Origin of the sequence: Pseudomonas sp. RL_5y_Pfl2_69, from assembly GCF_963970465.1 — a bacterium.
Classification (GTDB): Bacteria; Pseudomonadota; Gammaproteobacteria; order Pseudomonadales; family Pseudomonadaceae; genus Aquipseudomonas.
Genome location: NZ_CAXAOU010000001.1, coordinates 397,446 through 417,544 on the forward strand (window position 1 = coordinate 397,446; position 20,099 = coordinate 417,544).

The window sequence follows — 20,099 nt, forward strand, 5'->3', positions numbered from 1 at the left end:
ACAGCACTCCTAATCGATAGAAAGGACTAAATATCATGCGCAATACAGTAATGATCCCCGCCCTGTTAGCTCTGAGCGTTGGCCTGGCGGCGTGCTCGCACCAGCCGAACGTCAACCTGGAAAACGCCAAGACCAACTTCTCGGCCCTGCAAACCAACCCTGAGTCGACCAAGGTTGCAGCGCTGGAAACCAAGGACGCCAGCGAATGGCTGGACAAGGCCGAGAAGGCTTACCTGAACAAGGAAGACGAGTCCAAGGTTGATCAACTGGCTTACCTGACCAATCAGCGCGTTGAAGTGGCCAAGCAAACCATCGCGTTGCGCACCGCTGAAAACAACCTGAAGAACGCAGGCGCAGCCCGTAACCAGGCATTGCTTGATGCCCGTGATGCGCAGATCAAGCAACTCAAGGGCATGAACGCCAAGCAAACCGAGCGCGGCACGCTGGTCACCTTTGGTGATGTGCTGTTCCAGTTCGGCAAGTCCGACCTGCAGCCCAACGGCATGCGCAATATCAATACCCTGGCCGAGTACCTGATCCAGAACCCGGACCGCAAGGTGATTGTCGAGGGTTACACCGACAGTGTCGGTTCGGCAGCTTTCAACCAGACGTTGTCTGAGCGCCGTGCTGAATCGGTGCGTAATGCACTGGTGCGCAAAGGCGTAGACCCGACCCGTATCGTGGCTCAGGGCTATGGCAAGGAATACCCTGTCGCGAGCAACAGCACCGATTCGGGCCGTGCTCAGAACCGTCGCGTTGAAGTGACCATCTCCAATGACAACCAGCCTGTAGCACCGCGCTCCTCGATGCAGTAACCCCCTGTAAAAAAAGCCCCGCCTGAGTGATCAGGCGGGGCTTTTTTTGGGCGCAGATAAATCCACAACTGTGGCGCTTTACTGCTCCAGTTTCGGTGTTTCCTGGTCCAGGCAACGCACCGCCTGTTTCTTGTTGTTGACCAGCACCCCGGTCAGGCCTTTTTGCTCGGTATCGAACAACACGATGATGCCGTCAATGCACTTCGCCACCTGATTGGCCGGGGTGAGGGAGACTTTATAGTCTTCGCCCGGGATGGTCTTGAGCATGGTGTAGTCACTGAGCAGCAAGGCGTCTTCAGGCTTGGCGAAGTGCAGGTAGCCGTAGTACCACAGGGCCCCCACGGTGCCGATGATGCTGCAGACACCCGTAATGATCAGGGGGATGGCGTTGCGTTCTTCACTCATTGTTGGCTCTCGGGTTCACGTTCGGTGTTCGGTGAGGCGGGGTAATTGGCGATTTCGCCCAGTCGCCGCACGCCATTGAAATGTTGGGGGTCATCCAGGTAGCGCAGCATCACCTGACGCCAGGTCGGGTCGGCAAATGTCTGTACGTGACCACCACGGGTCAGTTGCAGCACCTTGGGCGGGGGCGCAGCTTGATACAGGCGCAGGCCATTGGAAAGCGGCACGACCGGATCATCCAGGCTGTGGAAGATCAGCATCGGCACGCCGCCCATGTGCGGCATGGCATAGATGGCACTGTCGGCATCGGGCACCAGCCACGATAACGGCACCTGCAACGGCCAGGTCAGCCAGGACGTACTCAAGGCAAACTGCCCCACTTCGCGGTAACTGGCCGGAACGCCATCGAGCACCATGGCCGTGACTCGCGCCCGCTGCTGCGGGTGCTCGCTCAGGTAGTGAACCCCCATCGCGCCGCCCAGGCTTTGCCCCAGCACAATCAGCGGCAAGCCCTGGGTGTGCGGCTGGTGCTGCAACCACTCGAACGCCGCATCGATGTCCTGATACACCCCAGGCAAGCCCGGCGACCCCTGGGACAGGCCATAGCCGCGATAATCAAGCATCAGCACCTGATAGCCCTGAGCTGGCAGCCACGCAGTAGCGCCAAGGTGATAGGCCAGGTTGCCGCCATTGCCGTGCAGGTGCAGCACGGTGCCCTTGAGGGGTACCCCTTTTTTGGCCGGCAGCCACCAGCCACTCAGGCGCGTGCCATCGGCGGCCGTCAAGGTCACGTCACGATAGTCCAGGCCTGCCGCCGTCGGGGTGATCGGCAGACCGGGCTCGGGATAGAACAGCAATGAACTGCATCCGCTGAGGGTCAACAGCAGGCAGAGTGCAGCCAGGGTTTTCATCAAACTAGCTACCCTATGTAGTCGCTGCCGAAGGCTGCGATGGGGTTTGTGGGGCCTTAAATAAAAACGGCTTGCTGCGCAACCCTTCGCAGCCTTCGGCAGCGACTACAGGTTTTGTGTTGCTTACAAAATGTTGGAGTAATCCGCTTCGATACGATCAAGGCTCAAATGGTTGAGGAAGTTGGAGAAACACATCCAGGCCGAGAGCGCGTTCATGTCCCTGAACTGATCCGGCAAGTACTTGGGTGCTACCACCAATCCTTCATCCACCAACTGGCGCAAGGTACGCATGTCTTCCAGCGTGGTTTTGCCACAGAACAACAGCGGCACTTGCTCCAGCTTGCCTTTACGCACGGCCAGCTGAATGTAGTTGTAAACCATGATGAAGCCCTTGAGGTAGGACAAGTCTTTGGTGAATGGCAGGCCGTTTGGCACCGACCCACGGAAAACCCGACTCGCATTGCCATAGCTTTCTGGCATCTCAAAGCCTTGCTCACGGAAGAACTCGTACACCTGCATAAAGTCCGCGCCCTCCTCCACCATATGAATGGCACGGGTGCGGTTGGTCAGTTTGCGCAGGCGGCTGGGGTAAGAGGCAAAGGTGATGATCTCCATCAGAATCGCCAGCCCCTCCTGGGTCACGGTGGACGACGGCGGCCCCTTGGACAGGAAGGTGCAGATCGGCTGGTTCAGACCATTGAGCGTGGTGCCCACATGCACCAGCCCTTCGTGAACTTCCAGCGCTCGCACGTCGCGTTCGTTGAACATCGCATCGGTGCGGATCTTGATGTAATCGGCCCCCGCCGCCGCATCCGCGACAATGCCGTCGGACTCGAACACGCGGATGGTCTCTTCGGCCTCGCCAAACACCTTGTTCAGACGGCTTTGCAGCAGGTTCACGGCATCCTTGGCCGTCAGGGTCTTGGCTTCGTCCTTGAGCGCGCCACGCCCGTCGATGTTGTCCAGGTAGTCGGACATCATCAGGCCCAGGTCGGCCAGGGTCGGGTCACCGGCATGGAACGCGTCGGAGGCCGCGCCATACAACTCTTGGGAGATCAGACCGAAATCTTCAGTGCCGCGCGCTTCAAGCATGCGCACCACCATCCGGTACTCTTTGCACATACGGCGCATGATCTGCCCGACCGGGTTGAACTGCCCCAGCTGGCGAGTGATATCACGCTCGATGTTCTGAAACTCGGACTTCACCGCCGCCGAATCAAAGGACAGCGGCCGGCCGAGGTAATAGTCGCGATTGACCGCGGGCATTTCCTTGCCCTTGGCCTTTAAAAAGCCTTGGCGGATGCTGTCGTCCCACTTCACCGCATCCAGCACGCGGATCGGTGTTTGTGCCAGCACGATGCGGTCAGACAACGTGCGTATCGTGCGCTGGTAGTCGTCCACCGGAAGCTTCCTTTAATTAAGAGCGTTACTTGGCCACACGTTTATAGCGGGCCGCTTCGACAAATACGTCGGAATTGGCCGGATCGTCCAGGTAGGCAAAGACTTCAGCCGACGGGCTTTTGATCAAGGTGCCAGGGCCTTCGGCGGTTTCAACCGGGTCGCCGTTCAATACGGACTGGCCGATGGCCTGCTTGACTTGCTCCAGGTCCAGATCGTAGATCACCAGTTCGCCGTTATCGGTCAACTCGAAACCGCTCAGCGTGTGATTGCCCCCCAGTTTGGCCGGTATCGCAGCCGAGGCATACCAGCGACTGCCGTGGCGGGCAACAATGAACACATAACGCTCACGGGCCTTGGGCTCACCCTTGGGATAGACCACCGCCTGGTAACGCGTTTTGTCGATGGCACTGATTTCGAGATTGCGGGCTTGCCCCCAGGCGTCCTTGCTGACCCATTTACCCAGCAGCTGTTTAGGTGCCGGCTGTGCCACAAGCGGCGCCTGACTGAAAGTCACCAGGCATCCGTTCAACATTAAAAACGACAATGCCATGAGCATCACGCGCCAAGCTTTCATGCCTGCATCCTTCTATAGAGCGGCCAGCACCAAGTGCATATAACGCGTAAGAATAGCCAGCCGGTCGTCATCCGCCTCAGGCTGCGCGCCATCAAGTAGGGCCTGATATTCCATCCGACCGATAATCGCCGTCAAGACTTTGGCATCCTGGCGAGGTTGCCTGGAGCCTAGCACCTCGAAGATCTGACAGGCGCCCTGCAGGAAAATCTGCTGATGGGCACGTACCAGCACCGCCAGCCGGGGGTTGATCAACGCCGCCTGGTGAAAGGCCTGCTCGGCCATCAACTGGTCGCGACGGGTCAGCATCTGATGATGAAGGTAATGCGCGGTCATCTGTGCGATCTCGTCGGCCAGCATGGCGCGCGACTGCTGGCTGCCATCGCCCTTGGCCACCAGTTCACGCAGCTTGCCTTCAGTGCTTTGCCATAGCTTGGCCATATAGGCCGCGCTGCGTTCCACATACTGGGCGAAGGTGTCATTGAGCAGATCGTCAATGTCCTTGAAGTAGTAAGTGGTTGCCGACAGAGGCACCCCGGCTTCAGCCGCCACGGCCCGATGGCGCACACCACGTACGCCGTCGCGCACGACAATGCGCATGGCGGCATCGAGGATCAATTGGCGACGCTGTTCACTGCCATGGCGGCTGGCCTTGCGGCCCTGATACTCAACACTGTGCGCGAGCGCCACCGCGACATTTGCTGCGCCCTGGGGGGTCATGACAGATTCCTTCTGAATTGAGCGGCGTTTCCTGAACCTTGTGGGAGCGGGCTTGCTCGCGATTCGAACACCTCGTTAAATCAGATGTACCGAGGTGCTGCCATCGCGAGCAAGCCCGCTCCCACAAGGGACGTATTTATCGACATGCCAGACAATAAAAAGCCGCCTTTGACGGCGGCTTTTTATTCTGCATCGTTACGCTTGTGGGCGCATATGCGGGAACAGGATCACGTCACGAATCGACGGCGAGTTGGTCAACAACATCACCAGACGGTCGATACCGATACCTTCACCGGCAGTCGGCGGCATGCCGTATTCCAGGGCGCGTACGAAGTCTGCGTCGTAGTGCATGGCTTCGTCGTCGCCTGCATCCTTGTCAGCCACCTGCGCCATGAAGCGCTCGGCCTGATCTTCGGCGTCGTTGAGCTCGGAGTAGGCGTTGGCGATTTCACGGCCACCGATAAACAGCTCGAAGCGGTCAGTGACGTTCGGGTTCTCGTCATTGCGACGGGCCAGAGGCGACACTTCGAACGGGTACTGGGTGATGAAGTGCGGCTGCTCCAGCTTGTGCTCGACCAGCTCTTCGAAAATCATCACTTGCAGCTTGCCCAGGCCTTCGAAGCCCAGCACCTTGGCGCCGGCTTTTTTGGCAATGGCACGAGCCTTGTCGATGTCGTTCAGGTCGTCAGCGGTCAGCTCAGGGTTGTACTTGAGGATCGAGTCGAATACCGACAGACGCACAAACGGTTCGCCAAAGTGGAATACCTTGTCGCCGTACGGCACGTCGGTCGTGCCCAGAACCAGCTGAGCCAGTTCACGGAACAGCTCTTCGGTCAGGTCCATGTTGTCTTCGTAGTCGGCGTAAGCCTGGTAGAACTCCAACATGGTGAATTCAGGGTTGTGACGAGTCGAAACACCTTCGTTACGGAAGTTGCGGTTGATCTCGAACACTTTCTCAAAACCACCCACTACCAGACGCTTGAGGAACAGTTCCGGCGCGATGCGCAGGTACATGTCCATGTCCAGGGCGTTGTGGTGAGTTTCGAACGGCTTGGCTGCCGCGCCGCCCGGGATGGTTTGCAGCATCGGCGTTTCCACTTCAAGGAAATCACGCGCCATCAGGAAGCTGCGGATGTGGGCGATCACTTGCGAACGCACACGGAAGGTGTGGCGCACGTCTTCGTTGACGATCAGGTCAACGTAACGCTGGCGATAGCGCTGCTCGGTGTCGGTCAGGCCGTGGTGCTTGTCCGGCAGCGGGCGCAGGGATTTGGTCAGCAGGCGCACGTTGGTCATTTCAACGTACAGGTCGCCTTTGCCGGAGCGGGCCAGGGTGCCTTCAGCGGCGATGATGTCGCCCAGGTCCCAGGTTTTCACTTCGGCCAGGGTTTCTTCCGGCAGGGTCTTGCGGTTGACGTAGACCTGGATGCGACCGGTCATGTCCTGGATCACCATGAACGAGCCACGGTTAAGCATGATGCGACCAGCAACCTTGACCGGGATGGCGGCTTCAGCCAGCTCTTCCTTGGTGGCTTCGGCGTACTTCTTCTGCAGGTCGGCGCAGTAGTTGTCACGGCGGAAGTCATTCGGGAAGGCATTGCCCTTGGTGCGCTCGGCTGCAAGTTTTTCCTTGCGCAGGGCGATCAGGGCGTTTTCTTCCTGTTGCAGGTCTTGCGGGTCGAGTTGTTGGTCGCTCATGTCTTTAAAAATTCCATCACAGGTTCGTTGCCCCCGCCTGGCGGCAGGGGGAAGCGGGCTTTAGCGCGCCTTGTGGGCATCGCACTGGCTTCGCACACGTTTTGTTGCGCGACTTACAGCCCTTGTTTCAGGCTGGCTACCAGGTATTCGTCGATATCGCCGTCGAGCACCTTGTCGCAATCGCTGCGTTCGATGTTGGTACGCAAATCCTTGATACGCGAGGCGTCGAGTACGTACGAGCGGATCTGATGACCCCAGCCGATGTCCGACTTGGTGTCTTCCAGGGCCTGGGAAGCGGCATTGCGCTTCTGGATTTCCTGCTCGTAAAGACGCGCCCGCAGCATTTTCATCGCGGTGTCTTTGTTCGCATGCTGCGAACGTTCGTTCTGGCAGCTCACCACGGTGTTGGTCGGTACGTGAGTGATACGTACGGCCGAGTCGGTGGTGTTTACGTGCTGACCACCCGCACCGGAGGAACGATAGGTGTCGATCCGCAGGTCGGAGGGGTTGATGTCGATTTCGATGTTGTCGTCGATTTCCGGCGAAACGAATACAGCCGAGAACGAGGTGTGACGACGGTTGCCCGAGTCGTACGGGCTTTTGCGAACCAGACGATGGACGCCAATCTCGGTACGCAACCAACCAAACGCGTATTCGCCTTTGATGTGTACGGTTGCGCCTTTGATCCCGGCCACTTCACCGGCAGACAATTCCATGATGGTGGCATCGAAGCCGCGCTTGTCGGCCCAACGCAAATACATCCGCAACAGGATATTGGCCCAGTCTTGCGCTTCGGTGCCACCGGAGCCGGCCTGGATGTCCAGGTAAGCGTTGTTGGCATCCATCTCACCGCTGAACATGCGGCGGAATTCGAGTTTTTCAAGGGCTTCGCGCAGACGTTCCACTTCAGCGGCAACGTCATCTACAGCGGCCTGATCTTCTTCCTCGGCAGACATCAGCAGTAGGTCTTTGGCGTCGGCCAGACCCGTGTGCATCTCATCGAGGGTTTCAACGATCTGCGCCAGCAGGGAGCGCTCGCGCCCCAGTTCCTGGGCGTACGAAGGGTTGTTCCAGACACTCGGATCTTCAAGCTCGCGATTGACTTCAGTCAGACGCTCATGCTTTTGATCGTAGTCAAAGATACCCCCGAATGGTTTCGGAGCGCTCTGACAGGTCCTTGATGCTGTTAAGGATCGGGTTGATTTCCATGGCTGGCGGCACTCGTAGGCGATTTTTACAAAGCCGGGGAGTATACCGTAAACAGAGCGTATCAGCAGCCCGCCTGGCGGGGTTCTGGGCAGGAAAGTGCAGATAAACCGCACCGATCCAATCTCGAACGATCTCGCTCACAGATGATCAGGGGTAATAGCTTATTGACGCATTCCGTCAGAGATTTCCTCTTTCCGGTGAAGGCTAGATCCTGGAAGTTTGTCCCCGGTCCAGATCAGCTTGCACCTTGGAAAAACGGAGCTTTAGTGTGCGCTCTTCGCTGACCTCTCAGCGGACGGAAGTGGAAGTCCGAAGCTAATCAAGCCCACGGGAATTAACCAACGGAGCTTTCACCTCTTGAAAAAAAATTCCCCAACTTGCCGACACTTCAAACCCTTAAAACTACCCAAACCCGCGTACTCAAAGCATTTAAAGCCCCTGCCCCCACGATTGTTTCAACCCTTCCCGCGACTACCGAACGTGCCTTCGGCCCGGTCGATTCGACCTTGCAACCCATGTTCACCTTGCGTGCCGGTATCAGCGCACAGGATGCGCTGGCCCATGTTTCATTGCTTTTGCTCTGCGCGGAACAAACCAGTGATGAAATTACCGAGTTGGGCAGCGGTGTTGAACGCGGCCTGATCTGGTCGATGGTGCACTCGGTCGAAATGGCGCGCGCCGTGGTGGACTCATTGCTGGAACGTGCCGGGTAAGTGATGCATCGATTGGGTTTGTACTCGGTGGTTTTCACTGCAATACCGAGTACATATCCAGCATTGCCGTCCAACTGAAAGATGGGTTTCGCTCTTAAAAATGCGTCACAGAACCCTGCGCAAAATCTGTAGCAGCTGACGAGTAGAACGAGGCTGCGTCCGGTTTGGTGCGCCACTGCGACGTAGCAGTCGTAAGGCCGGACACAGCGATCGTTCAGGTAAATCCCGGACTCAGGTTTTACGGTCGCTTCGCAACCGAACGCAGCCTCGCACGGCTCGTCAGCGACTACAGATTGAGCAGCGCACACTTACACAAAACAGGCCGGCCGGTTGGCCGCCTCGGTGGGTTTGTTGTTGATCTGCCCGCCCCTTCGGGAGGCCGAGAGGAGGTTCTGCGCAGTGGGTCGACCGGCATGGATGCCGGGATAGCTGTGTTGGGCCAAGGATGGCCCGTCACGGCGGGCCCACGGAGCGGGGCCGGAGCGAGGGAACCTGAGCGAAGCGAAGGCCGTACGCTGGGGCGAGGACTTTTTGGTTCCTTTTTGGTCCTTCAAAAAGGGACTCGCTGTAAGAGCGAAACCCATCTTTCAGTTAGAACCAAATGCCGGATATGTACTCGGTATTCCAGTTAACAACGTAGTCCTCTTTATATCCGCAACAACAAGGCTGAATGGTTTTACGACTGCTTCGTCGCAGTGGCGCACCAAACCGGACGCAGCCTCGCACGGCTCGTCAGCGACTACAGATTGAGCAGCGCACACTTACACAAAACAGGCCGGCCGGTTGGCCGCCTCGGCGGGTTTGCTGTTGATCTGCCCGCCCCTTCGGGAGGCCGAGAGGAGGTTCTGCGCAGTGGGTCGACCGGCATGGATGCCGGGAGAGCCGTGTTGGGCCAGGGACGGCCCGTCACGGCGGGCCCACGGAGCGGGGCCGGAACGAGGGAACCTGAGCGAAGCGAAGGCCGTACGCTGGGGCGAGGACTTTTTGGTTCCTTTTTGGTCCTTCAAAAAGGGACTCGCTGTAAGAGCGAAACCCATCTTTCAGTTAGAACCAAATGCCGGATATGTACTCGGTATTCCAGTTAACACCGTAGTCCTCGTTATATCCGAACGACTGCTTCGTCGCAGTGGCGCACCAAACCGAACGCAGCCTCGCACGGCTCGTCAGCGGCTACAAAGATCGGCGTACCTCGCCCCTCTACTCAATCCCCACCCGATTACGCCCATTCTTCTTGGCCAGATAAAGCCCCTTGTCCGCTGCCGAAATCAGCTCGCGGCAGTTGCTGTTCTGCTGCGGGGTCATGGTCGACAGACCAATGCTGATGGTCAGGCTGCTGCCAGCGACCGGCGAAATGTGCGGAATCTTCATGGCTTCAACCGACATCCGCAGTTTTTCAGCCACCAGTCGGGCGCCACCCTGGGACGTATTGGGCAGCACGATGGCAAACTCCTCGCCACCGTAACGGGCCGGCAAGTCAGACGGTCGGCTGCTGGCATCACGAATGGCCCCTGCCACCTTGCGCAACGCTTCATCACCGTCCAGATGTCCAAAGGTGTCGTTGTAGGACTTGAAGTAATCAACATCGATCATCAGCAATGACAACTGGGTTTGCTCGCGCAGGGCTCGGCGCCACTCCAGCTCCAGGTACTCATCGAAGTGCCGGCGGTTGGACAGCCCGGTCAGGCCGTCGGAATTCATCAGCCGCTGCAGCACCAGGTTGGTGTCCAGCAACTGCTGCTGGCTGACCCGTAGCGCACGGTAGGCGGCATCCCGCTGCAACAGTGTCATGTAGGACCGCGAGTGATAGCGGATCCGCGCCACCAGCTCGATGTTGTCCGGCAGTTTCACCAGGTAATCATTGGCCCCCGCCGAAAACGCCGCGCTCTTGATCAGCGGGTCTTCTTTGGTGGAAAGCACGATGATCGGGATGTTCTGGGTCGCAGGGTGATTGCGGTACTCGCGCACCAGGCTCAGCCCGTCCAGACCCGGCATCACCAGATCCTGCAAGATCACCGTGGGCTTGATGCGGATGGCCTGAGCAATGGCCTGATGCGGGTCCGCACAAAAGTGAAAATCAATGTTCTGCTCAAGGGCCAACCCACGGCGCACGGCTTCGCCGATCATTGCCTGATCGTCCACCAGCAACACCATGGCCGCGTTTTCGTCAGTTTTAACGTCGTCCAACTGCAAGTCGCTCATGCGCGTTCACCTGAATTTCTTCCTTCAAGCCAGACCTGCCGGGTTTTACCAGTCATTTGGCAAATTTCTCCAGCAAGCGTGGCGCAATCTTGTCCAAGGGGCGGATCTCAACCGCTGCATCGATGGCGGCCGCCGCTTTGGGCATGCCGTACACCGAGCTGCTCTGTTGATCCTGGGCAATGGTGAGAAAACCCTGCTGACGCATGAGCTTGAGGCCTTGAGCCCCGTCACGTCCCATGCCGGTCAACAGCACCCCTACCGCATCACCATTCCAGTACTGGGCAACACTTTCAAAAAAAACATCTATCGACGGTCGGTAGATTTCGTTAACCGGCTCGGCGGTATAGGCCAGCGTGCCGTTTTTCAATAACCGTATGTGGTGGTTGGTCCCTGCCAGCAGCACTGTCCCCACCTGAGGGGTTTCGCCGTCACGGGCCAAACGCACGTCAAGCCCGCACGAGCTGCTCAGCCACTCGGCCATGCCGGCAGCGAAGACCTGATCCACATGCTGGACCAGCACGATGGCCGCACCGAAGTTCCTCGGCAGGCCCTTGAGCAATGTTTCGAGCGCAGCCGGCCCGCCCGCCGACGAACCGATGGCCACCAGCCCGCCCCGTACACCCGGAACACGTGGCTGAGCAGAAACCGGGGAGACCCGTTTTTCGCTTTGGCCCATCAACCAGCCGACATTGAGGATCTTGCGCAGGAGTGGCGCCGAGGCTTCCCTGGGATTGCTGCCACCCAGCACGGGGGTATCCACCACATCCAGCGCGCCAAAGCCCATGGCCTCGAACACCCGGTGGACATTCTGCTCACGGTCGATGGTCACAATGACGATGGCACACGGGCTTTCGGCCATGATCCGGCGTGTCGCTTCGACACCGTCCATGACCGGCATGATCAGGTCCATCAAGATCAGGTCTGGCGTGTTTTCGGCGCACAGGCGCACGGCCTCTTCGCCATCACTGGCGACCCAGACCACCTGGTGGGCAGGCTCGAATGCAAGGGCTCGACGCAAGGCTTCAACCGCCAAGGGCATATCGTTGACGATGGCTATTCTCATGTCTGGGCTCCTCCAATCAGCTCAACCACTGCATCAAGCAGCGCATCGTCATGGAAACTGGCTTTGGCTAGATAATAGTCGGCTCCTGCATCCAGGCCGCGCCGACGGTCTTCTTCACGATCTTTGTAAGACACCACCATCACCGGCATCGATTGCAATCGACTGTCGCGACGCAACAGCGTAACCAGTTCGATGCCATCCATGCGCGGCATATCGATGTCGGTGATCAACAGATCAAAGTGTTCGGCACGCAAGGCATTCCAGCCATCCATGCCGTCAACCGCCACAGCGACTTCATAGCCACGATTGAGCAGCAACTTGCGTTGCAGCTCGCGCACTGTCAGGGAGTCATCCACGACCAGGATACGTTTGCGAGTCAGTTCGGCGGTGTGCCGGTTGCGCCGGTCGATACGTTCCAGACGCCCGGTGTTGAGCAGTTTGTCCACCGATCGCAGCATGTCTTCGACATCCACGATCAGCACCGGCGAACCATCGTCAAGCAAGGCCCCGGCCGAAATGTCCTGCACCTTGCCCAAACGCGGGTCCAGGGGCAATACCACCAGGGTACGCTCGCCCACAAAGCGTTCGACAGCCACGCCGTACACGGCGTCGCGCTCGCGAATCACGACCACCTTGAGGGTTTCGTCATCGCTCTGGCTGGGCGGGCGCTGCAGCAATTGACTGGCGGCCACCAGCCCCACATGCCGACCCTCATGCCAGAAATGCTGGCGCCCCTCCAGTTGCACGATGTCATCCGGATGCACATCGCGCATGCGCTCGATATGCGCCAGCGGGAACGCGTAAGCCTCGTCTGCGACCTCCACCACCAGACTGCGCACCACTGACAAGGTCAGCGGTACTTCCAGATGGAAGCGACTGCCATGCTGGGGGGTGTGCTCCAGCACAATGGCTCCGCGCAGCAGGCGCACCATGTGCTGAACGGCATCCAGCCCCACGCCGCGCCCCGAGACTTCGGTCACGGTGTCGCGCAGGCTGAAGCCCGGTAAAAACAGAAAGCTCAGCAGTTCCTCTTCGCTCAGTTGCGCCACTGTAAGCTCGGTGGACAGCTGACGCTCAACGATGGTGCGGCGCAAACGTTCCAGATCGACACCGGCTCCGTCATCGCTCAACTCCAGCACCAAGAGCCCGGCCTGATGGGAGATGCGCAAGCGAATCAGGCCTTCGGCCGGCTTGCCGGCCAGCAGTCGCTGCTCCGGCGTCTCAATGCCGTGATCGACGGCATTGCGCAGCAAATGGATCAATGGCGCTTCGAGCTTTTCCAGCACATCGCGGTCAACCTGGGTTTTCTCGCCTTCGATTTCCAGGCGAATCTGTTTACCCAGGGCGCGGCCCAAATCACGCACCATGCGCTCCTGCCCCACCAGAACATCGGCAAACGGGCGCATGCGGCAAGCCAGGGCCGTGTCGTAGAGCATTTGCGCGCGCTGACCCGCCTGCCAGCAAAACTCGTCGAGCTCGGCGGTCTGTTCGCCAAGCAGTTGCTGGGACTCTGCCAGTATCCGCCGGGCGTCTATCAACGCCTCTTCAGCTTCATGGCCAAGCCCCATGACCTTGAGCTGCTCACTAAGGGTGTCCATCGCCCGCAGGTTGGTGCTCTGCATGCGTTTAAGGCGCTGCAATGTCACCAGAAAGGGCTTGAGCCGCTGGGTTTCCACCAGGGATTTACTGGACAGATCCAGCAGGCTGTTCAGGCGCTGCGCCGTGACCCGCAAGACCCGTTCGCCGCTTTCGGTCAGGCGTTGCGGGCGACGCACCGGCTCTGGCGACACCTGGGGCTCGACCTGAGCCTGCGCAGGCACGTCAATCACGGGCTCTGGCGCAACCGGCGTCGGCATCAGCAGCAGTTGCGACACGTCAAAATCGGGGGGCGCTACCTGTACAGACGGAGCCACCGGGGCCGAAGGGTCCAGCAGTTCATTCATGTGCGCCACATAGGCGTCGATGTCTTGCGGGCCCACCGTGTTGCCGGGGGTCGCGATACGCATCAGCAGGTCAGTCCCTTGCAGCAAGGCATCAATATGCTCGCGCTGCAGGTACAAACGGCCTTCCTGGGCACTGACCAGACAATCTTCCATGACATGGGACACGCTGACCCCGGCGTCCACCCCGACAATCCGTGCCGCACCCTTGAGCGAATGGGCGGCACGCATGCAGGCTTCAAGCTGGTCGGCCTGGGTCGGGTTACGTTCCAGCGCGAGCAAACCGGCATTGAGCACCTGGGTTTGCGCCTCGGCCTCAAGACTGAACAGCTCAAGCAACGAGGCGTCGCGCATTTGCTCAGGGGTCATGTAAGGCTCCGGGTGATTGCACTCAACAGTTGCTCTTCATCCAATAAACGCAGACTGCGGTTTTTCCACTGCAGCACACCCCGGGTGTATTTGGCGCTGGCATGCCCGCCAGAGACTGACGCTGCGTTGATGTCACCCTCGGCGATATTGTGGATGCCATCCACTTCATCCACCGGCAGCACGACCGCTCCGCCGTGGGCCGCCACAATCAACATGCGCGGCATGACCCGCAGCGATGTTGCACCGGGCACTCCCGGGTCGAGCCCCAACAGCTCAACCAGTGACAGGCACGGCACCAGGGTGCCGCGCACATTCGCCACCCCGCGCAAGGCGCTGGAGCGCTGGTGAGGCAAGGAGTGGATCGACTGCATCGGCGCGACTTCATCCAGACACCGCGTGACCAGCGCCAGCCATTCATCGCCCAAACGAAAAATCACCAGCGAGCAGGTCGCCACTTTCTGCTCATGCCCCTGGGAGGCCTGTATTTCCTGGCTCTCGTGCTCAAAGGCGTAGCGATCCAGCAAACGGGTCGCAGCACTCGAATACACGGCGCAGTTACGGCAATGGATATGCTGGGGCAACACCGTACAGCTCTTGTCACCGTAGATACCAATGCGGTTCCAGCAGTCATCGATAGCCTGCGCTTCGGAGTGGATCAAGCTCTGTGCGGCTAAAGTGCTCATTGTTTACGCTCACTTTGGGCCGAACGCCCGTTACGGGCAGCGCGCTCGTTCAAGCGCTGAGCGCCTGCCGTATCGCCTTGCGAAGCCAGCAGGGCCGCCAGATGGGCCAATGCCTGCGAATGCTGGGGTTCCAGGTATAACGCCTTGCGATAAAAAACCTGGGCCTCGGCCGTCTGGCCCTGAACATCACTGAGCAGGCCCAGCCAGTAAAAGACTTCTGCCTGCGGGTCATGGCTCTGCAAGAACTGCTCGCAGACCGCACGGGCCTCTGTGCTTTTACCTTCGTTGGCCAGGGTGGCGATACGTTCCAGCAACACCATCGGATCTTCAGCCGTCGAAGCCGCTTTTGGCGCCGCATGGGCCTGGGGCCTCGGCGCAAAAGGTCGGTTGGCCGGTGGAGGCAACGGGGTGGGTGGCTGGGGGCGCATCAGCGGTTTGAACTCTGCCAGTACAGGGCGAGCCGCAGGAGCAGGTTCGTGGCTGTGGCAAAAGGCAAACGACTGTGGCGCACCGATCGAACGCATGCCCAAGCGGCTGAGCAGGCTGCCCTCGGCCGGGCCAATAAACAAAACGCCGTCCTCACAGGTCAGACGCTTGAGCACATCCAGTGCCTGCTGCTGGGTTTTAAGATCGAAGTAGATCAAGAGGTTGCGGCAGAACACAAAGTCATAAGGCGCATGACTGCCCGCCAGCGCCGGGTCCAGCAAGTTGGCGACAGTGAAGCGGACCTGTTCGCAGACCCGACCGGACAGTTGATAACCGTCAGTCTCAAGGCTGAAGTAGCGCTCGCGAAAATCCGTTTGCTGACCACGAAAAGAGTTTTTGCCATACAGCGCAGTCTGGGCCCTTTGGACTGAAAGCGGGCTGACATCCAGCGCTTCGACTTTAAATTGATGCGCCGCAAAACCGGCATCGAACAGCGCCATTGCAATCGAATACGGCTCTTCGCCGGTCGAACACGGCACGCTCAGGATTCGCAGGGCGCGCCGATTGCCGATTTGGGCCAGGCGCTGTCTGGCCAGGCGTCCCAGCGTGACAAAGGACTCGGGATAACGAAAAAACCAGGTTTCGGGCACGATCACAGATTCGATCAGGGCCTGCTGTTCATCCTGGGAGCTGAGCAGGTGCTGCCAGTAGCGATCGTTGTCGACCATGTGCAGCGCAATGCACCGCTGGCGAACGGCACGTTCAATAATGGCCGGACCGACCGAAGCCACATCCAGGCCGATTCGCTGCTTCAGAAAATCGAAAAAGCGTTGATCGGTACTCATGGGCTCACCTGCGCGCAGGCGTCATCTTCACCTTGGGCAAAAAGCAACGCATACACCGCCGGGCTCAGCAGTTCATCGACGCTCAACCACTGCAACAGCCCCGCTTCGTCTTTGCGCACGGGCCCCAGATAGGGCGCATCGCGGTTATCGATGCAATAGGGCTGAAACTCCGCGGGATCACAGCGCAAGGTATCGCTGGCCTGCTCAAGCAGCAGACCGAGCAATTGCCCGCGATAGCTGACCAGCACCAGACGGGTGCTGGTGCGGGCCACGGCGTCGGTGCCAAACGTCATGGCGCTGATATCGATCACCGGAATCATTCGATCACGGTGAGCGAACACCCCGGCCACCCACGCAGGGGCATGGGCAATGGGCTTGAGCGGCAAGCGCGGCAGCACCTCGACGACATCGGTGGCGGCCAGGGCATAGCGCTCGTTGCCAATGTAAAACACCAGAAACAGGCGTTGCTTGGGCACCTTCGCGCCCGCGTGCTTGGCTAGAGGCTCGCTCATCAGACTTTGAAGCGCGAAACGCCGCTGCGCAGCCCGACGGCAACCTGACTGAGTTCGTCGATCGCGAAGCTGGCCTGGCGCAAGGATTCGACGGTCTGGCTGCTGGCATCACCCAGTTGTACCAGCGCGAGGTTGATCTGCTCGGCACCCGTGGCCTGAGCCTGCATGCCCTCATTGACCATCAGCACACGCGGCGCAAGGGCCTGGACCTGATGAATGATTTGCGACAATTGCTCGCCCACCTGCTGCACCTCGGACATGCCGCGACGCACCTCTTCGGAAAACTTGTCCATGCCCATCACGCCTGCAGAGACCGCCGACTGAATCTCGCGCACCATCTGCTCGATATCGTAAGTGGCCACAGCGGTCTGGTCAGCCAAACGCCGGACTTCCGTGGCGACCACGGCGAAACCACGGCCGTATTCACCGGCTTTTTCAGCTTCGATGGCGGCGTTGAGCGACAACAGGTTGGTCTGGTCGGCCACTTTGACGATGGTCACGACCACCTGATTAATGTTGCCGGCCTTCTCGTTGAGGATGGCCAGCTTGGCATTGACCAGATCGGCGGCGCCCATGACCGAGTGCATGGTTTCTTCCATGCGGGCCAGGCCTTGCTGCCCGGAACCGGCCAGTATCGAAGCCTGATCCGCTGCCGAAGTCACTTCGGTCATGGTGCGCACCAGGTCACGAGACGTGGCTGCAATTTCACGGGACGTGGCGCCGATCTCGGTGGTGGTCGCAGCGGTCTCAGTGGCCGTGGCCTGTTGCTGCTTGGAGGTGGCGGCGATTTCAGTGACCGAGGTGGTGACCTGCACCGAAGAGCGCTGGGCTTGGGATACCAGCGAAGTCAGCTCCGCCATCATGTCGTTAAAGCCGGTTTCAACTGCACCGAACTCGTCCTTGCGCTCCAGGTTCAAGCGCGAGCTCAAGTCACCGGAGCGCATGACTTCCAGAATCGAAACGATGCGCTGCATCGGCGACATGATCGCCTGCAGCAACAGGAAGCCACACAGCGCCGCGGCCAGTACGGCAATCACCAGCGAAACAATCATGCTGATCTTGGCGGTCATTACCGCTTGACCAATGTTGTCGGTTGCAAGAACAGCGGACTCGCGATTGCCATCGATAATATCGTTGAGGGCCTTGCGTCCAGCCATCCAGGCCGGGGCAAGTTCCTCGCCAAGCACCTTGTGGGCCTGTGCAAAGTCTTTGTTCTGATACAGGTCCAGAACCTTCGCCAACACCAGGCCGTACTCCTCATGAAGACGTACGAAGCTCTCGAAGTGAGCGTTGTCGTCACCTTCAAAAATGGTGCTGCGATAGTTCTTCAGTTCTCTGTTCAAGCGGTCTTCGTAATTGGCGTACAGCTTTTGGTCTTCGTTGGTCAGATCACGCTGGTTGAGCGAACCCACCAGCTCCAGGGTCAAGACATAGCTGTCGACCCAGGCACTGCGAATCATCGAGCTGTAATAAACCCCGGGGATCGAGTCGGTTTGCACCTTCTCTTCGCTGCTTTGGATTGAGAGCAGGCGCGAGTAAGACGCCACAACCATCAGCAACATAATGGCGATGATTACAGCAAAGCTCGCCAAGATGCGTTGGCGTAACGTCCAGTTCTTCACAGTCGATCCTCGGGAGCCATTCAAATGAAGGCGAGTATAGCCGAGGGTACGCAATGATTCGTACAGACGTTGAGACAGATCTCACAGCAACAAACAAAAAAGCCTACGCATAAAAACAGACTAAGTACGTAGGAGATTGCAAATTGTGCTCAATCTGTGGGAGCGGGCTTGCTCGCGATTCAGGCGGCGTGGTGGATCTGGCAGACCGCGTTGCTTTCATCGCGAGCAAGCCCGCTCCCGCAGGTCAGGTGTCACTCATACAATCCGGGGGTTGCCAGTCAAAACATCAGGGCATTGGTCAGGTCACCCATCGGCGTCTGCCCGCGGGCTTTCATTGCATCGTCACGCTGTTTGAGCCCATCAAGGACTTCCAGCCCGTGCACCCGGGTGATCAGGCGAAGGATCGAAGCAGTGTCATACACCGTGTGATCCACCGTGCCCTTGCGTGCGAAGGGTGATACCACCAAGGCGGGAATTCGCGTACCCGGCCCCCAACGGTCCCCCTTGGGCGGTGCAACGTGATCCCACCAGCCACCGTTCTCGTCCACCGTGAGCACTACCACCATGTTTTTCCATTGGGGGCTGTTACGCAGCACCTTGAGTGTGCGGTCGAGATGGCGATCACCGGCGGCCACATCGGCATAGCCCGCGTGCAGGTTGAGGTTGCCCTGGGGCTTGTAAAAGCTCACTGCGGGCAGTTTTCCGGCTTCGGCGTCGGCCAGAAAGCGGTTGGTGGTCGCCTCGTCGCCCAGGCCAGCGTCGCGCAGGCGCTTGTTGCGCTCTGTCGGGTTGTGCGGGCCTTGTCGCTCGAAGTAGTTGAACGGCTGATGGTGGTACTGGAAGTTAGGAATCCTGGGGAGGCTTTCAGAACCCTTGTACTGCTCCAGCGTGGCCTGCCAGGCGCCAGCGTACCAGGCCCAGTCGATGTTCTTTTTACTCAGTTTGTCGCCGATGTGCTCGTGGCTTTGTGGCACCAGCACACTGGGCAGGTCGGGCTTGGCGTAGTCCGGTCGTTCAGGGTCGCGAATCCAGGTCGGCCAGTAGGGCGGGGCCATGGTGTTCACCGCAAAACCGTCCGGCGTCAGGGCGCTGGGGCCGAACTGAGGAGCACCGGTCATGGCGCTGGCCGGGGACTTGCCCAGGGGTTTGAGGCGCGTGCCGGTGGGATCATCACCTTGCAACACCGCGATCTGGGCCTCGGCCACTGAGGTGTTCGCGTTGGGATAGAACGGCACGGTGGCGCTGATCAGGTACTGGTGGTTGAGAAACGAGCCACCAAAGGCGCCCTGGAAGAAGTTGTCACACAGTACGAACTCACGGGCAACGTCCCACAGACGCAGGGAATACCGGGACTGGGCGTAATAGCCCATGGTGAACCCACCGGAGTCTCCCCAGGCAACGAACTGATCATTCTTGCCGTCATTGATCTGCATCTGGTTCTGATAGAACACGTGCCACAAGTCGCGGGTGATCAAATTGAGCGGCAGGTCTTCCTGATTCGGCCCCTTCAGGGCGAAGGGGGCATTGGGCAGGTTTTCCTGGAACTGCACACCCGGGGCATAGGTCACGCCATCGACCGTCTGCGGCCCCACTTGCAGCACCCCGCCCCAGGCTGGCGGCAAGGTCTGCAACAGACTGCCATCGCGGTCGCGTTGCTGATAGTCGGCGGGCTTGAGTGCCGACAACGGTTTTTCTACACCCGGAAAGTTGGCGAACAGGTTGTTGAAACTGCGGTTCTCGGCATAGATCACCACGATGGTCTTGACCTGTTCGTGGAGCTTTTTGTCCAGTTCGACCGGGGACAATGGCTGCGGATTGGCGGGAGCGTCGTGCTCAAAACCGCCACAAGCGCTCAAGGTGGCCGCTCCTGCGCCCAGTGCCGCAGCACCGGCCAGGAAACGACGGCGGCTGCTATCGACCTGGGGAGCCTTGTCTTTCTCGTCACTCATTACACATTCCTGATCAAACGTAACAAAATGTTTCTTGCGGGCACGCTAGCA

The 20,099-nt window shown here is 59.2% G+C and carries 17 protein-coding genes; 2 read left to right on the forward strand and 15 right to left on the reverse strand.

Features of this window, described 5'->3' with window-relative positions:
* Positions 1–35 precede the first annotated feature (35 nt).
* Entirely contained in the window at positions 36–815 is a 780-nt protein-coding gene (locus AACY07_RS01835) for an OmpA family protein (RefSeq protein ID WP_133077753.1), read from the forward strand.
* Between the two features lie 78 nt (positions 816–893).
* Here the strand turns inward: AACY07_RS01835 and AACY07_RS01840 are convergent, their stop codons facing one another.
* The 7 genes from AACY07_RS01840 to prfB all read right to left on the reverse strand — a co-directional run bounded on the left by AACY07_RS01840 (position 894) and on the right by prfB (position 7,727).
* Entirely contained in the window at positions 894–1,220 is a 327-nt protein-coding gene (locus AACY07_RS01840) for a hypothetical protein (RefSeq protein ID WP_339473245.1), read from the reverse strand.
* Positions 1,217–2,128, reverse strand: coding sequence for an alpha/beta hydrolase (locus AACY07_RS01845; RefSeq protein ID WP_339473247.1), 912 nt, complete (start codon positions 2,126–2,128; stop codon positions 1,217–1,219). The genes AACY07_RS01840 and AACY07_RS01845 overlap by 4 nt, the downstream gene beginning before the upstream one ends.
* 123 nt (positions 2,129–2,251) lie before the next feature.
* On the reverse strand, positions 2,252–3,529 hold the full coding sequence (locus AACY07_RS01850) for a flavohemoglobin expression-modulating QEGLA motif protein (RefSeq protein WP_133077755.1): 1,278 nt from the start codon (positions 3,527–3,529) through the stop codon (positions 2,252–2,254).
* Between the two features lie 25 nt (positions 3,530–3,554).
* Complete coding sequence (locus AACY07_RS01855) at positions 3,555–4,103, reverse strand: hypothetical protein (protein WP_219261647.1); 549 nt, start codon at positions 4,101–4,103, stop codon at positions 3,555–3,557.
* A gap of 12 nt (positions 4,104–4,115) precedes the next feature.
* Positions 4,116–4,820: a TetR/AcrR family transcriptional regulator gene (locus AACY07_RS01860; protein ID WP_339473250.1), complete on the reverse strand. Its 705-nt coding sequence runs from the start codon at positions 4,818–4,820 to the stop codon at positions 4,116–4,118.
* Positions 4,821–5,015: 195 nt separating this feature from the next.
* On the reverse strand, positions 5,016–6,518 hold the full coding sequence (gene lysS, locus AACY07_RS01865; protein WP_133077758.1) for a lysine--tRNA ligase: 1,503 nt from the start codon (positions 6,516–6,518) through the stop codon (positions 5,016–5,018).
* Between the two features lie 113 nt (positions 6,519–6,631).
* Positions 6,632–7,727, reverse strand: a protein-coding gene (prfB, locus tag AACY07_RS01870; RefSeq protein WP_133077759.1) for a peptide chain release factor 2 whose coding sequence is annotated in 2 segments (ribosomal slippage) — positions 6,632–7,654 and positions 7,656–7,727 — 1,095 coding nt in all. Because the reading frame shifts where the segments join, the coding sequence is not laid out codon by codon here.
* A gap of 377 nt (positions 7,728–8,104) precedes the next feature.
* On the opposite strand from prfB, the gene AACY07_RS01875 reads away from it, so the two are divergent.
* Entirely contained in the window at positions 8,105–8,440 is a 336-nt protein-coding gene (locus AACY07_RS01875; protein ID WP_339473251.1) for a DUF3077 domain-containing protein, read from the forward strand.
* 1,197 nt (positions 8,441–9,637) lie between these two features.
* Here AACY07_RS01875 and AACY07_RS01880 read toward each other — a convergent pair.
* The 8 genes from AACY07_RS01880 to AACY07_RS01915 form a co-directional block, all read right to left on the reverse strand.
* Entirely contained in the window at positions 9,638–10,639 is a 1,002-nt protein-coding gene (locus tag AACY07_RS01880; protein WP_339473252.1) for a PleD family two-component system response regulator, read from the reverse strand.
* 52 nt (positions 10,640–10,691) lie between these two features.
* Positions 10,692–11,702 carry a chemotaxis-specific protein-glutamate methyltransferase CheB gene (locus AACY07_RS01885; RefSeq protein WP_133077762.1) on the reverse strand — a complete coding sequence of 337 codons (1,011 nt, stop codon included), beginning with the start codon at positions 11,700–11,702 and terminating at the stop codon, positions 10,692–10,694.
* On the reverse strand, positions 11,699–14,011 hold the full coding sequence (locus tag AACY07_RS01890; RefSeq protein WP_133077763.1) for a hybrid sensor histidine kinase/response regulator: 2,313 nt from the start codon (positions 14,009–14,011) through the stop codon (positions 11,699–11,701). The genes AACY07_RS01885 and AACY07_RS01890 overlap by 4 nt, the downstream gene beginning before the upstream one ends.
* On the reverse strand, positions 14,008–14,694 hold the full coding sequence (locus AACY07_RS01895) for a chemotaxis protein CheW (protein WP_339473255.1): 687 nt from the start codon (positions 14,692–14,694) through the stop codon (positions 14,008–14,010). Before AACY07_RS01895 ends, AACY07_RS01890 begins: the two co-directional genes overlap by 4 nt.
* A complete protein-coding gene (locus tag AACY07_RS01900; protein ID WP_339473257.1) occupies positions 14,691–15,965 on the reverse strand; it encodes a CheR family methyltransferase in 1,275 nt (424 codons plus the stop codon). The genes AACY07_RS01895 and AACY07_RS01900 overlap by 4 nt, the downstream gene beginning before the upstream one ends.
* The gene (locus AACY07_RS01905) at positions 15,962–16,477 is read right to left on the reverse strand and encodes a chemotaxis protein CheW (RefSeq protein WP_339473259.1); all 516 of its coding nucleotides are present in this window, start codon (positions 16,475–16,477) and stop codon (positions 15,962–15,964) included. Before AACY07_RS01905 ends, AACY07_RS01900 begins: the two co-directional genes overlap by 4 nt.
* Positions 16,477–18,099, reverse strand: coding sequence for a methyl-accepting chemotaxis protein (locus AACY07_RS01910; RefSeq protein ID WP_339473261.1), 1,623 nt, complete (start codon positions 18,097–18,099; stop codon positions 16,477–16,479). Before AACY07_RS01910 ends, AACY07_RS01905 begins: the two co-directional genes overlap by 1 nt.
* A gap of 278 nt (positions 18,100–18,377) precedes the next feature.
* On the reverse strand, positions 18,378–20,048 hold the full coding sequence (locus AACY07_RS01915) for an acid phosphatase (protein ID WP_339473262.1): 1,671 nt from the start codon (positions 20,046–20,048) through the stop codon (positions 18,378–18,380).
* Between the last annotated feature and the right edge of the window lie 51 nt (positions 20,049–20,099).